Source organism: Pseudomonas sp. NFACC42-2 (assembly GCF_900116055.1).
In the GTDB taxonomy this organism is placed as follows: Bacteria; Pseudomonadota; Gammaproteobacteria; order Pseudomonadales; family Pseudomonadaceae; genus Aquipseudomonas; species Aquipseudomonas marginalis.
The window spans coordinates 25,614-40,032 of the sequence record NZ_FOZO01000010.1; the positions used below are offsets into that span (position 1 = coordinate 25,614).

Genomic DNA, 14,419 nt, shown 5'->3' on the forward strand with positions numbered 1-14,419 from the left:
TTGCGTGTCAAACAGAATGTTTCTCGACAACCCACGGCATAATGCGCGCCGTGCCCTACATATTCAGATAGACGAGGCGGTCCGACGTGTTGAAGAAAACCCTGTTCCAGTTGCACTGGTTCTTCGGCATTACTGCCGGGCTGGTGCTGGCCTTGATGGGGATCACCGGGGCTGCGGTCTCGTTTCAGGATGAGATCCTGCGGGCGCTCAACCCGAGCGTGTTGAGCGTGGAGAAACGCGAAGCCGGCGTGCTGCCGCCCGCCGAGCTGGTGCGCAAGCTGGAAGCCACCGAAGGCAAGGCCGTGTCCATGCTGTGGGTGGAAAGCGAAAGCGGCAACGCCGCCCGCGTGTTCTTCACCCCACCGCCGGGCGAGCGCCGTGGCCAGATGCGCTATTTCGACCCCTACACCGGCGACTACATGGGCGACGCGGTCGGCCAGGATGTACTCGGCTTTATCCTGCAACTGCACCGCTTCCTGGCCATGGGCGAAACCGGCCGGCAGATCACCGGCGCCTGCACGCTGATCCTGGTGTTCTTCTGCCTGTCCGGCCTGTACCTGCGCTGGCCGCGCCAGGTTGCCAACTGGCGTGCCTGGCTGACGCTGGACTGGCGCAAAAAGGGCCGCAGCTTCAACTGGGATTTGCATTCGGTGTTCGGCACCTGGTGCCTGCTGGCCTACCTGTTGGCGGCGCTGACCGGCCTGTCCTGGTCCTACGACTGGTACAGCCAGGGCCTGACCAAACTGCTGTCCGACGCACCGCAGAATGAACGGATGCGCAAGCGCGGCCCACCGCCCGAAGGCCCGGCACCGGTGGCCAACTACGACGCGATCTGGAGCAGCATCTACAGCAACGCCGGCCCAGGCTTGAGTGCCTATAACATCCGCATGCCAGCCGTCGCCGGGCAACCCGCCATCGTCTATTACCTGCTCAAAGACTCCCCCCACGACCGCGCACTGAACCAGATCAACCTGGACCCGGCTACCGGCGAGGTCAAATCCCATGACCCGTACGCCGGCAAAACCTTCAAGTCGCAGTTACTCACCAGTATCTATGCGCTGCACACCGGCAGTTATTTCGGCCTGGCGGGGCGCATTATCCTCACCGTCAGCTCGCTGCTCATGCCGCTGTTCTTCATCACCGGCTGGCTGCTGTACCTGGACCGTCGGCGCAAAAAACGCCAGGTACGCGACGCACGCAAAGGCCTCAATGCCAACCACAGTGATGCCCCGGCCTGGCTGATCGGCTTTGCCAGCCAGAGCGGGTTTGCCGAGCAACTGGCCTGGCAGACCGCCGGACAATTGCAGGCAGCCGGCCTGCCGGTGAAGGTGCAGCCTCTGGGCAGTGTCAGCCAGGACGACTTGCGCCAGTCGGAAAACGCGCTGTTCGTCGTCAGCACCTTCGGCGACGGCGAAGCCCCCGACAGTGCCCGAGGGTTCGAGCGCAGCGTGCTCGGCCAGGATCTGTCACTCAAAGGCCTGAACTACTCGGTACTGGCCCTGGGTGATCGCCAGTACCAACACTTCTGCGGCTTTGCCCGGCGCCTGCATTTCTGGCTGACCCACCAGGGTGGCAACCCACTGTTCGCCCCGGTGGAAGTGGACAGCGGCGACAGCGCCGCCCTGCTGCACTGGCAACAACAGCTTGGACAGCTGACGGGCCAGGCACCCGTCGCCGCCTGGCCGACCGCCCAGTATGAAAACTGGACGCTGAGCCAGCGCACCCTGCTCAACCCCGGCAGCGCCAGCTCGGACGTCTTCCTGCTGGGCCTCACATCGCCATCGAAACAAAACTGGCTGGCCGGCGACCTGGTGGAAATCCTGCCGCGCAATTGCCCGTGGGCCATCGAGCACTTCCTCGAAGGCCTGGGGCTGATCGGCACTGACGGCGTGCTGATCGACGGCCTGCCACACACCCTCAACCAGGCCCTTGCGACCCGCCAACTGCCGGACAACCGGGCGCACCTGGTCGGCCTGCACGCTCAAGCGCTGGTGAACGCGCTCGCGCCCCTGGGCATGCGCGAATACTCCATCGCCTCGATCGCCAGCGACGGCGTGCTGGAATTGATCGTGCGCCAGGAACGCCACCCCGATGGCAGCCTGGGTGTGGGCTCGGGCTGGCTCACCGAACATGCGGCCATTGGCTCGGCAATCAGCCTGCGCCTGCGCCGCAACAGTGGCTTCCACCTGCCGGAGGCGCCGGTGCCATTGATCCTGCTGGGTAACGGCACCGGCCTGGCCGGTTTGCGCAGCTTGCTCAAGGCGCGCATTGCCGATGGCCAGCAGCGCAACTGGCTACTGTTCGGCGAACGCACCCTCGCCCACGACTACCTGTGCCGGGACGAGCTGCAAGGCTGGCTGGCCAGTGGTGACCTGGCCCTGCTGGACCTGGCGTTTTCCCGGGATCAGGAGGAGAAAATCTACGTGCAGGATCGCCTGCGTGAATCCGCCGATGTCCTGCGTAAATGGCTCGCGGACGGCGCGGCGATTTATGTGTGCGGCAGCTTGCAGGGGATGGCGACGGGCGTGGACCAGGCACTGGTCGACATCCTCGGGAGTGAGGTGGTGGAGCGCTTGATCGAACAGGGGCGCTACCGCCGGGATGTCTACTGATGTGATCCAATGTGGGAGGGGGCTTGTCCCCTCCCACATTTAGATTGCATTTCAGGTCAGGCCGGTTGCAGCTTCTGTTCGAATACCGAGACCCCATCCAGGTCGCGTAAAATCACGGTCAACTCCGCTGTCTGTCCATCAATCTGCACTTCGCCAAAAAACTGAAACCCGGCAAACGGCGAGGTGTTCTGCGCAGGCGGGGCCTTCTCGAACACCACCTCAGGGCCAAAGGTTTTATCCAGTGGATTGGGGCCGAAGCTGCCCGCATTCAGAGGCCCGGCGACAAACTCCCAGAACGGCTCGAAATCCTGGAACGCCGCCCGATCCGGGTGGTAGTGATGGGCCGCGCAGTAATGCACATCCGCCGTCAGCCACACATGGTTGCGCACTTTCTGCGCGCGCAGAAAGCCGAGTAATTCGGCGATTTCCAGCTCGCGGCCCTGCGCCGGGCCAGGGTCATTGTTGGCGATGGCTTCCCAGCGCGGCACGCCGGGGCTGACTTCGCCGTCGGGCACGCCGAGGCCGATGGGCATGTCGGCGGCGATCACCTTCCATTGGGCCTGGGAGGCCTTGAGTTCGCGCTTGAGCCAGTCCAACTGCTCGCGGCCGAGGAAGGGTTTTTCACCACCCAGGTTGTCATCGTTGGGGCCGCGATAGCTGCGCATGTCGAGCACGAATACATCCAGCAACGGGCCATAACTGAGCTTGCGATAAATCCGCCCGCCGCCGTCTGCGCTTTGCCGGCGCATGGGTGAATACTCCAGCCAGGCCTGGCGTGCGTGGCCCACCAAGGTGTTGATGTCCTTGGTCTGGTAGCGCTCGTCGAGTTGCTTGCCGGGCGACCAGTTATTCACCACTTCATGGTCATCCCACTGCCAGATCTGCGGCACCTCGGCATTGAAGCGGCGCACGTTTTCGTCCAGCAGGTTGTAGCGGTAGTTGCCGCGATATTCGTCGAGGGTTTCGGCGACCTTGCTCTTGGCTTCGGTGGTGATATTGCGCCAGATGCGCCCGCCCTCGGTAGGCAATTGCGCGGGCACCGGGCCGTCGGCGTAGATGGTGTCGCCGCTGTGGATAAAGAAGTCCGGCAGGCGCAGGCGCATGGCTTCGTAGATGCGCATACCGCCGATGTCAGGGTTGATGCCAAAGCCTTGGCCGACGGTGTCGCCGCTCCACACAAACCGGATGTCGCGGCGTTGTTGCGGCACGCTGCGCAGGTGGCCGAACCACGGCTCGCTGGCGACGCCGGTCTGGGCGTCTTCAAAGTGCACGCGGTAGAAAATCGCCTGGTCGGCGGGCAGCCCGGTGAGTTCGACGCGGGCGGTAAAATCGGTGCGGCTGTCGGCCAGGGGCGAGACGAATTTGCGCGGGTTGCTGAATACGCTGCGGGTGTCCCACTCCACCACCATGCGCGCCGGGCGGTCGCTGCGGCTCCAGATCATCGCGCGATCACCGAGCAGGTCGCCGGACTGCACGCCGTCGGTGAGTTGCGGCCGGTCCTTGACCGACGCGATCACCGCCGGGGCCAGGCCCGGCAGCAACAGGCCGGCGCCGACGGCTTGCATCACACGGCGACGGCCGAGATCGAAGTGGCTCATGCAGGTGCCCTCTTGAGTATCAAAAGGGCCACTAAAGCATGCGCTTATGACACCGGTGCGACAGCCAGCTCCACCGCTTCCGGACGCTTGATCAGCGCATACACCAAACCGGTCAGCAGGCTGCCGGCAACGATTGCCAGCAGGTACAGCAGCGCGTGGTTCATCGCATTCGGGATCACCAGCACAAACAGGCCGCCGTGGGGCGCTGCCAGTTTGCAGCCGAAGTACATCGACAGCGCCCCGGTCAACGCGCCACCGGCGATGCTGGCCGGGATCACGCGCAGCGGGTCCTTGGCGGCAAACGGGATCGCGCCTTCGGAGATAAAGCACATGCCCAGGATCATCGCGGCCTTGCCGGCCTCGCGTTCGGTCTGGGCGAACTTGCGTCGCGCCAGGAACGTGGCGATGCCCATGCCGATTGGCGGCACCATGCCGGCGGCCATGGTCGCGGCCATCGGTGCGCCGCTCTGTGCCGCCAGCAAGCCGACGGAAAACGCATACGCCGCCTTGTTGATCGGCCCGCCCAGATCGACACACATCATGCCGCCCAACAAGATGCCCAGCAGCACCGCATTGGTGGTGCCCATGGTCGCGAGAAAATCGGTCAGGCCTGTGAGCATGCGCGCCACCGGCGGCCCCACCAGGTAGATCATCGCCAGGCCCGTGAACAGGCTTGCCAGCAACGGGATGATCAGGATCGGCTTGAGTGCTTCCAGGCTCTGCGGCAACTTCACCGCACGGGTGATCAGCTTGACGCAATAACCGGCGAGAAAACCGGCGAATATCCCGCCGATAAACCCTGCCCCCAACGTACCCGCCAACAGACCACCGATCATGCCGGGAGCAATGCCCGGACGGTCGGCAATCGAGTAAGCGATATAACCCGCCAGCAGCGGCACCATCAGCATAAAGGCACGATCGCCGACGGTTTTCAGCGCAGCGGCCAGGGTGCCTTCCTGTTCAAACGCATGAATGCCGAACACGAACGACAAGGCGATCAGCAAACCGCCCGCCACCACCATCGGCAACATGAACGACACACCGGTCAGCAGGTGTTTGTAGACGCCGGTTTTTTCTTTCTTGGCCACGGCACCGCTGGCGGCACTTTCCACCGCGCCTTCGGCCAGGGCCTTGTTGAGGGTCGCCTCGGATTGCTTGAGCGCAATACCGGTGCCGCAACGGTAGATCTTCTTGCCGGCGAAACGCTCGGTGGCCACTTCGATGTCGGCCGCCAGCAGTACCACATCGGCGTCGGCGATGGCCTCGGGGCTCAACGGCGTACGCGCACCGACCGAGCCTTGGGTCTCGACCTGCAAGTCATAGCCCAGGCGTTTGGCCGTCTGCTGCAAGGCTTCGGCGGCCATGAAGGTATGGGCCACACCGGTGGGGCAGGCCGTGACGGCCACGATACGCGGCGCATTTTGAGCTGCCTGTGCCGTCGCAATGTAGACCTCGGCCTCCTGCGCGCCCCGGCGCAACACCGCCTCGACATCCGCCAGCGCCTGGGCCGGTGTGCTCTGGAACACCCGCTTGCCGACAAACCGCTGCATATCCACCGCCGTGCTGCTGACCAGCAACACCCATTCGGCGTCGTCGATGGTGGCCTGGGACAACTGGCGCTCCGGGCGCTGTACGTCCACCACCTCGACGCTGGTGCTCCAGCCCTGGCGTTGCGCGGCAGCGTCCAACAAGCGGGCGCACAGCACACTGGTGACCATGCCGTTGGGGCAGGCGGTAACAATGGCTAACTTCATGACAAACCCTCTTATTGTTCTGTCAGCGGGCGTACAGCGACGCCGCTTTCAAGACGCGCCAGCTGCGCGGCGTCGCGGATGCCGAAACCGATCTGTGTCACCGCCATGGCGGCAATTGCCGTGGCGCGACGCAGGGTTTGTTCAGGCGCTTCAGACTCAAGCAAACCGTGAAGCATCCCGGCCAGCAGCGAGTCGCCGGCGCCTACCGTACTGGCCACTGTCACCTTGGGCGGCGTGGCATGCAGGGTCGCAGCCCGGCTGTACCAGCTCACGCCCGCGGCGCCGTCGGAGACGACCACATGTTCAACGCCCTGCTGATGCAGTTGGCTGATGACGTTGGTGGCATCGCCCAGGGCCTCGGCGAGCTCTTCGGTATTGGGTTTGATCAACCACGGGGCCGCCTTGAGACCGGCACGCAGCGCCTCGCCGCTGGTGTCCAGGGCGACTTTCAAGCCCAGACGCTTCAGGTGTTCCAACAGCCCCTGCAACCACTGCGGGCTGACGCCACACGGCAAGCTGCCGGCGACGACCACCGCATCATGGCCCGGCGCAATGCGCGTCAATTGGTCGAGCAACGCTTGCTGCGCCTGCTCACTGACCAACGGCCCCGGCGCATTGATGTCGGTGACCCGGCCGTCCTGCTCGGCAATCTTGATATTGCTGCGGGTTTCGCCGGGCACGCGGATAAACGCGTCGGCAAAACCACGTTGTGCAATCAGCGCCTCGAAGGCTTGGGGATTGTCCTCGCCGAGAAAACCGCCCACGGTCACTTGATGGCCCAGGTCGGCCAAGACTTGCGCCACATTCACGCCCTTGCCGGCGGCATGGGTGAGCAGGGTTTCGCTGCGGTTGACTTCACCCGGTTCCAGGCGCGCCAGGCGTACCGTCAGGTCCAACGCCGGGTTCAGCGTCAGGGTCAGAATCCTTGCCATCTACACGGCCTCCACAAGGGCACGCACTTCGGCGGGCGAACCCACCGCCAGTGCTTTTTGCGCCAGGCCCTGGGCCTCGCTCAGACTGAATTCACGCACCCGCGCCTTCACTTCGGGAATGCTGCGGGCCGACACGCTCAACTCATCCACACCCAGGCCGACCAGCACCGGCACCGCCAGCGGGTCCGCCGCCAGTTCGCCGCACACCCCGACCCATTTGCCATGGGCATGGGCCGCACGCACGGTGATGTCGATCAGTTGCAGCACCGCCGGGTGCAGGCCATCGGCCTGGGCCGACAAGGTCGGGTGGCCACGGTCGATGGCGAGGGTGTACTGGGTCAGGTCGTTGGTGCCAACACTGAAGAAGTCCACTTCCTTGGCCAGCACCGGCGCCAACAGCGCGGCGGACGGCACTTCGATCATGATCCCCAGTTGCAGGTCAGCCACCGGGATTTCCAGGCGCAGGCGTTCGGTCATGTCGCGGGCGGCACGCCACTCATCCACGCTGCCGACCATGGGGAACATGATGCGCAGCGGGCGGTTATCCGCCGAGCGCAGCAGTGCGCGTAATTGCGCTTCCATGATCTGCGGGCGTTGCAGGGTCAGGCGAATACCGCGTACGCCGAGGAAGGGGTTTTCTTCCTCGGCAATCGGCCAATACGGCAGCGGTTTATCGCCGCCCACATCGAGGGTGCGCACCACCAGCGGGCGGCCCCCCAGGCCGTCGAGCACACGGCGGTACTCGGCTTCCTGGGTGGCTTCATCCGGGGCTTGCGGATGGGCCATGAAAATCAGTTCGGTGCGCAGCAGGCCAATGCCTTCGGCGCCCTGCTCCACGGCGCTGGCCACACCGGCGCTTTCGCCGATATTGGCGAACACCTCCACGGCGTGACCATCGCGGGTCAGCGCCGGCTCGTGGCGCTGGGCCGAGGCGGCCTGCAAGCGTTGCTCACGGGTATCGCGCTCGACGGTGGCGCGTTGCAGGGTGGCTGCGTCGGGGTCTACATGCAGGCGACCGCGCTGGCCATCCAGCAGCAGCGACGTACCTGAGGCCAGCAGCAACACCGCCGGGCCGGCGCCTACCAACGCGGGGATGCCAAGGGCGCGGGCGACAATGGCACTGTGGGCCGTTGCGCCGCCACGGGCGGTAAGGATGCCGGCGACACGCGTCGGATCCAGGCGCGCGACGTCTGAAGGGCCGACTTCGTCCATCACCAAAATGTAGGGTTCGGTGGGCTCCTGGGCCGTCTCGATGCCGCACAGTTGCGCCAGCACCCGGCGACCAATGTCACGCAGGTCGGCGGCGCGCTCGGCGAGCAGTGCGTCCTGCAGCGACTCCTGTTGCTTGGCGGCGGCCTCGATCACACTCATCCAGGCGGCTTCGGCGCTTTCGCCTTGCTTGAGACGGGTGTCGACTTCGTCGGTTAGCTCCGGGTCGTCGAGCATTTCCTGGTGGGTGATGAAAATCTCACGGATGGCTTTGGCCTGGCTGCGCTCGATGAGGCCCTGGATATCGCGGCGCACATCGGCCAGGGCATCTTGCAGGCGCTGGCGCTCAATGGCCGAGGACTCACCGCGCAAGGGGTAATCGAACACCTGTTGAATCTGGATATGTGCAGGACCAATGGCAATGCCCGGCGCCGCGGCGATGGCCTGGAGCTGGCTGCCGGCCTGTGGCGCGCTGATCACTGGCGCAATATCAAGGGCTTCGGGCTGTGCGCTCACGGTCGGCAGTGGCTCGACCTCTTCGCCCAGTCCCTCTTCGACGGCGGCCAGCAGCGCGGGCAACGCATCGCCGGCAATCGTCGGTTCAGCAACAAACTCCAGCACCTGGCCGCGCCGGGCGCCAAGGCTCAGCAGCTTGCTCAGGCTTTTTACCGAGACCGCGCCCACCGGGCCATCGACGATGCGCACACGGATGTCGCCGTCAAAACTCTTTGCCAACTGCGCGAGGATCTTTGCCGGCCGCGCATGCAGGCCGTGGGCGTTGGCCAGGGTGATGCGGGCGCTGGGCCAGTCAGGTGGCAGCTCGCCGCCGAGCACTTCGAGCACCGCTCGACTGCTGGTGGCGCGGCCCAATTCCTGGCCACGACCTTCAATCAACAAGGCGCACAAGCGTTCAAGCAAGGCCTGATGGGCTTCACCCAGGCTGGCCAGGCAGAACAGACCGTTTAGGGGCTGGCCGAGGTAGCGCATGGGCTTATCGGGCGTGACAAACGCCAGACCCGGGCGCTTGACCGTCTGCTCGCTGTGCAGCCACCACAGGCCATCGCCCAGGGGCAGCGCATCGACCTGCTGCAACACAGCGGCAAACCCATTGCTGACGCAATCGGCCTGGCGCAGCAGGCGTGCGCCTCTCCAGACAAGCTCTTCGAAGTCATCGGCAGACACGCCCAGGCTGATCATCTGCGCGTCCAGCGCCAGCTCCTGGGGTGCGCCCTGCAGCAGTTTCAGCAAGGCTTCAGCCGTGCCGGCGCGACGCAGCGCCTGGCCCAGGTCGGTTTCACCGAGGGCGCGGGTGAGCAGTTGCAGCAGGCGCAGGTGTTCGTCGGATTTGGCGGCAATACCAATGGCCAGGTACACAATCTGCCCATCGCCCCAGTCCACGCCTTCGGGGAACTGCAACAGGCGCACACCGGTGGAAAACACCTGGTCGCGGGTTTCGGGGGTGCCATGGGGGATGGCAATACCTTGGCCAAGAAAGGTCGAGCCTTGGGCTTCACGGGCTTGCAAGCCGCTGAGATATCCCTCGGCGACCAGGCCATCGGCCACCAGTTTGTCAGCGAGCAGGTGCAAGGCAGCAGACTTATCCACAGCCACCTGGCCCATGGATATCTGCTCTACAGTGAGCTCAAGCATGCCGTTCTCCTAGTTAGTGCGATGGACGCACTAGGTATTGTTTTGAATAAAACAGTGTAATGGTGTTCCGGACTAGCTGACTGAGCAGTCAATTGGCAGTAGGCACTCAGTGGCTAACGTCGTAAAAATACGCTGGCTGAAACGTTTAATCTAGAATTTATGGCAGGTTACGCGTTAATTGCGCATCCTTGAAGGACCACTCGGCACTTGAGCTGGGACATTAGTCGTGTGCAGGAATCGGTTACGATTGGACAAAATGTCGGGGCGAGCTCCAAAAAACAAGGAAATCCCGGTTTGAAACTCAGTGATATCGCACGTCTGGCCGGTGTGTCCGTGACCACCGCCAGCTATGTCATCAATGGCAAAGCCGCACAGCAACGCATCAGCAGCGCGACCGTCGAGCGCGTGCGTGCCGTGGTCGAAGCCCATGGCTTTACGCCCAACCCCCAGGCCGCCGGGCTGCGCAGCCGGCATACCCGTACCCTGGGGTTCATCCTCCCGGACCTTGAAAACCCCAGTTACGCACGCATCGCCAAGCTGCTGGAGCAAGGTGCACGGGCCCGCGGCTATCAGTTGCTGATCGCCAGCTCAGACGATGAAGCCGACAGCGAGCGCCAACTGCTGCAACTGTTCCGCGCCCGCCGTTGCGACGCGCTGTTCGTCGCCAGCTGCCTGCCGGCCAGCGATGACAGTTACCGCGAGCTGCAAGCCAAGGGTTTGCCGGTGATTGCCATCGACCGGGTGATGGGGGCGGACCAGTTCTGCTCGGTGGTCAGCGACGACCGCCAGGCCTGCCAGCAACTGACCAGCAGCTTGCTGCAACCGTTGCCCAAGCAGATCGTGCTGATTGGCGCGCGGCCCGAGCTGAGCATCAGCCAGGAGCGTGCGGCCGGTTTCCGTGAAGCGCTTGACGGTTTCACCGGCGAGGTCATCGTCGAACACGGCGAAGCCTTCAGCCGCGACTGTGGCCGACAGTTGATGGAGCAACTTCTGCATCAACTGGGGCACTTGCCTGACGCCTTGGTGACCACGTCCTACGTGCTGCTGCAAGGCGTGTTCGACGCACTGCATGACTTCCCGCTCAAGTCACGCCCGCTGCGCCTGGGCACGTTTGGTGACACCCAGTTGCTGGACTTCCTGCCGCTGCCGGTCAACGCCATGGCCCAGCAACATCAGCTGATTGCCGACACCGCCCTGCGCCTGGCCCTGGCCGCCATTGAAGAAGAACAGTACCACCCGGGCGTGCACGCCATCGGCCGGACCTTCAAGCAGCGTATCCACGAGGCCTGAGCGTGGAGCTGATCGACACCCACACCCACCTGGACTTCCCGGACTTCGACAGCGATCGCCGGGAAGTCCTCGCCCACAGCCGTGAGTTGGGCGTGCGGCGCATGGTGGTGCTGGGGGTGTATCAGCAGAACTGGCAGCGGCTGTGGGATCTGGTGCGGGCGGATGCCGGTTTGTTCGCGGCCTTTGGCCTGCATCCGGTGTACCTCGATGAGCACAAGCCCGCCGACCTGATGGAGTTGGGCGACTGGTTGACCCGCCTGCGCGGCCATCGACAGCTCTGCGCGGTAGGTGAGATCGGCCTGGATTACTTTCTCGAACAGCTGGATCGCGAAGGCCAGCAGGGCCTGTTCGAAGCCCAGCTCAAACTGGCGGTGGACTTCCAACTGCCGGCGCTGCTCCACGTACGCCGCAGCCACGCGGCCGTGATCGCCACGCTCAAGCGCATCCGCCTGCCACGGGGCGGCATCATCCACGCGTTTGCCGGCAGCCGGGAAGAAGCCCATGAATACATCAAGCTCGGATTCAAGCTCGGCCTGGGCGGCGCAGCCACATGGCCCCAGGCCCTGCGCATGCATAAAGTGCTGGCACAGCTGCCGCTGAACGCGGTCGTACTGGAAACCGACGCCCCCGACATGGCGCCGGCCATGTACCCGGGCCAACGCAACAGCCCGCAGCACCTGCCGGCGATCTGCACTGCCCTGGCCGAGCGCATGGGCACCAGCCCCCTAGCGTTGGCCGAGGCGAGCACACGCAATGCGTGCGAGCTGTTCAATTGGTAGTACCGGGGTCACCGCTTGCAGGTTCAAGGTCATGCGCTGCCGATGGCGGACATAGCGCAGCACCAGGAAGTGCACCAGCAGCACCACCAATGACACGTTGAGCTGCCCGACCACACTGATCAGGCCAATCCACTCCGTCACCAGCGCCACGATCAGCACCACGCAGGTCAGCACGGCCATGCTCGGGCGTACCAGCGCCCAGTGGTCCAGCGCCTTGAAATGTCGCAACTGCCGGGGGCAGTTCAACTCCAGGACGCGCTGGCAATACGGGCAATCAAAGGGTTCTTCAATGGCGATGGCATTCAACTGCCAAGGCTTGAGTTCGAACGTGATGTCGCAATGGGCGCAGTGCCCCTTGACGCCGACTGCAGTGGTCATTGTCATGCCTCCCTTGGACCTTGATTGAGTGACACAAATCTTCACTCATTCACCCGCGCAAAAAAGGCACTCCAGGAAATCAGGACAGGCACTACACCAACCCAAGACCAATCCTACGCCATCGCCTTACACACGAAAGGCCCCGATCAGTTGTTTCAACTCGATCACCTGTATCGACAGCTGCCGGCTCGCCGCTTCAGTCTGATGCGCGCCTTGGGCAGCATGCTCGCCGGCACGATTGATTTCGACGATATTCTGGTCGATGTCATGGGCGACGGCGGTCTGCTGCTCCACCGCCGCGGCGATCTGCTGATTCTGATCGACGATCATGCCCACGGCACCGAGGATATTTTCCAGGGCTTGCTGGACCTTGTCCGACTGTTCCACGGTGCCGCTGGCCATTTCATGGCTGGTGCCCATGGCCTTCACGGCCGCCGCCACGCCGCTGTGCAGGCGGCTGATCATGTGTTCGATTTCTTCGGTGGAATGCTGGGTCCGCCGGGCCAGGGTTCGCACCTCGTCGGCCACCACGGCAAAGCCGCGTCCCTGCTCACCGGCCCGTGCGGCCTCGATGGCCGCATTGAGCGCCAGCAGGTTGGTTTGCTCGGCGATGCTCTTGATCACCTCCAGGACGCTGCTGATGGACTGGCTGTCGGTGGCCAACTGGTTGATCACCCTTACCGACTGGTCGATCTCCGAGGCCAGCCGCCCAATGCTGTCCTGCTGGGATTGCACCAGGCCGCGGCCATTGACGGTTTCATCGTTGACGCTGTGGGCGCTGCTGACCGCCGCCGCGGCACTGCGCGCCACTTCCTGGGCGGTGGAAGACATTTGGTTCATGGCCGTCGCCACCTGCTCAATCTGCATGCGCTGGCCAGAGACCGCCTGATTGCTCCGGGCCGAGACCGTTTCCACTTGGCCGGCCTGTAATTCGACCTGGCTGACGGTATGCCCGACGCGCTCGATCAAATCATGGATTTTCGCCACGGTGCCGTTGAACACTTGGCCCAGGTCGCCCAACTCATCGCGGCTTTGGGCAACAAAGGTAACGGTCATGTCGCCGGCGGCCACCTTGTCCATCATCGCCCCCAGGCGCCGTAACGTGGTGCGCGTAGACGCGTAGAACCCCGCATACAGGTAGAAGATCAGCAAAAACACTGCCGTCAGCGCCGAGACCAGCACCACCATGTGCGTACGGTTCTGCGCCAGGCGCTGCTCCAGCTGCTGCCCGAGGAACATCAGGGTGGCGTCATCGAGCTGATAGGTGTGCTCCATCAATTGGCTGACGCTGTCATAGAAACCCTGCCAGGGCGCATCAAGGGTTTCGGCCATCACCACCTGCTCTTCGAACAATTCACTGCCGTGCTTGAGGCTGGTATTGCTGGCCTTGGCCAGGCTGTCGAGCGCCGCGTGCGCGGCGTTGCTGGAGCCCAGGACATCCTGCAATTTCAAGGCGTATTCGGCCTGGAGCTTTTCCAACTGTTGCAGCAGTTCGTCGAAGCGGGTACTGGAAGATGAGTTGAGAAAACCCTGGCCCAGGGAGTAGGCCCCCATCGCCCGGCCTTCTCCCAAGGTCTGGGTGACCTGCGGGGTGACACTGGTGATCAGCTCGCTGAGTTGGCGCAAGTCACTCTGGGGGTCGCGGCTCAAGCCAGACTGGCTGGCAATGATCTGGCTGAGCATCTGGGCCTTGTTGAGCAACTTGCCGATCAACGCACTTTTGCTCTGCAGCGAGCTTTCCTGTTGCTGGGCCTGGAAGGCGGTGATCAGTTCGTCACGCTTACCTTCAAAGGCAGCGATTTGCTCAGGTTCGGCAGCCATCGGGGTGAGGCCTTGCAGGCGGGCGAGCACGCTCTGCTCCAGGGCGCTGATCTTGCCCTCAAGGTCAGCGGCCTTGCCGGACTGGCCAAGTATTGCGTTGATCTGCACCTGGTTATTCAGGGTTTCCAGGTCACGGCGCAGGACCAGGCTGCTGCCGAGCAAATCCAGGCTTTGCAGCTCGACACGGGTGCCCTGGAATTCGCGCCAGGAATCACGCACCAGGTAATAGTTGGTAGCCAGCATCGGCAGCAGGAACAGCACGCTGATCAGGCTGAACTTCATGCCGAAGCTCAGACGGTTCATCAGCGCGACGGCGGGATAGAGCAAGCTCTTCACAGGTGACCTCCCTTTTCTTTGTTTTATTTTTATTCGGGCGCAGGGCGGCGGCAGAAAGCC

Annotated in this window: 9 protein-coding genes and 1 pseudogene; 3 read left to right on the forward strand and 7 right to left on the reverse strand. The window is 63.7% G+C overall.

The genetic code is table 11. From position 1 onward, the window contains the following. Window positions 1–86 precede the first annotated feature (86 nt). On the forward strand, window positions 87–2,612 hold the full coding sequence (locus BM416_RS18590; RefSeq protein WP_092488990.1) for a PepSY domain-containing protein: 2,526 nt from the start codon (window positions 87–89) through the stop codon (window positions 2,610–2,612). 56 nt (window positions 2,613–2,668) lie between these two features. Here BM416_RS18590 and BM416_RS18595 read toward each other — a convergent pair whose 3' ends face one another. The 4 genes from BM416_RS18595 to ptsP are packed head-to-tail and all read right to left on the reverse strand — an operon-like array spanning window position 2,669 to window position 9,755. Continuing rightward, on the reverse strand, window positions 2,669–4,210 hold the full coding sequence (locus BM416_RS18595) for an alkaline phosphatase D family protein (RefSeq protein ID WP_092488991.1): 1,542 nt from the start codon (window positions 4,208–4,210) through the stop codon (window positions 2,669–2,671). Between the two features lie 44 nt (window positions 4,211–4,254). After that, entirely contained in the window at window positions 4,255–5,964 is a 1,710-nt protein-coding gene (locus tag BM416_RS18600) for a PTS fructose-like transporter subunit IIB (RefSeq protein ID WP_092488992.1), read from the reverse strand. An 11-nt stretch (window positions 5,965–5,975) separates the two neighbouring features. Beyond that, complete coding sequence (gene pfkB, locus BM416_RS18605) at window positions 5,976–6,896, reverse strand: 1-phosphofructokinase (protein WP_092488993.1); 921 nt, start codon at window positions 6,894–6,896, stop codon at window positions 5,976–5,978. Beyond that, window positions 6,897–9,755 (reverse strand): phosphoenolpyruvate--protein phosphotransferase, encoded by a 2,859-nt coding sequence (gene ptsP / locus BM416_RS18610; RefSeq protein WP_092488994.1) that lies wholly within the window; start codon window positions 9,753–9,755, stop codon window positions 6,897–6,899. Window positions 9,756–10,049: 294 nt separating this feature from the next. Here ptsP and cra point away from each other — a divergent pair, with 294 nt between their 5' ends. Together cra and BM416_RS18620 are read left to right on the forward strand one after the other, a co-directional pair. Then, window positions 10,050–11,045 carry a catabolite repressor/activator gene (cra, locus tag BM416_RS18615; RefSeq protein WP_092488995.1) on the forward strand — a complete coding sequence of 332 codons (996 nt, stop codon included), beginning with the start codon at window positions 10,050–10,052 and terminating at the stop codon, window positions 11,043–11,045. Between the two features lie 2 nt (window positions 11,046–11,047). Then, window positions 11,048–11,824, forward strand: a complete 777-nt coding sequence (locus tag BM416_RS18620) for a TatD family hydrolase (protein ID WP_092488996.1) — start codon at window positions 11,048–11,050, stop codon at window positions 11,822–11,824. Here the strand turns inward: BM416_RS18620 and BM416_RS18625 are convergent. The 3 genes and pseudogenes from BM416_RS18625 to BM416_RS31240 form a co-directional block, all read right to left on the reverse strand. Beyond that, entirely contained in the window at window positions 11,771–12,202 is a 432-nt protein-coding gene (locus BM416_RS18625) for a hypothetical protein (RefSeq protein WP_092488997.1), read from the reverse strand. The genes BM416_RS18620 and BM416_RS18625 overlap by 54 nt on opposite strands. Window positions 12,203–12,328: 126 nt before the next feature. Next, the gene (locus BM416_RS31235) at window positions 12,329–13,258 is read right to left on the reverse strand and encodes a methyl-accepting chemotaxis protein (protein ID WP_371856059.1); all 930 of its coding nucleotides are present in this window, start codon (window positions 13,256–13,258) and stop codon (window positions 12,329–12,331) included. Then, window positions 13,235–14,326, reverse strand: a pseudogene (locus tag BM416_RS31240) (methyl-accepting chemotaxis protein); the annotation flags it as partial. The pseudogene BM416_RS31240 and the gene BM416_RS31235, both read right to left, overlap by 24 nt. Window positions 14,327–14,419 lie beyond the last annotated feature (93 nt).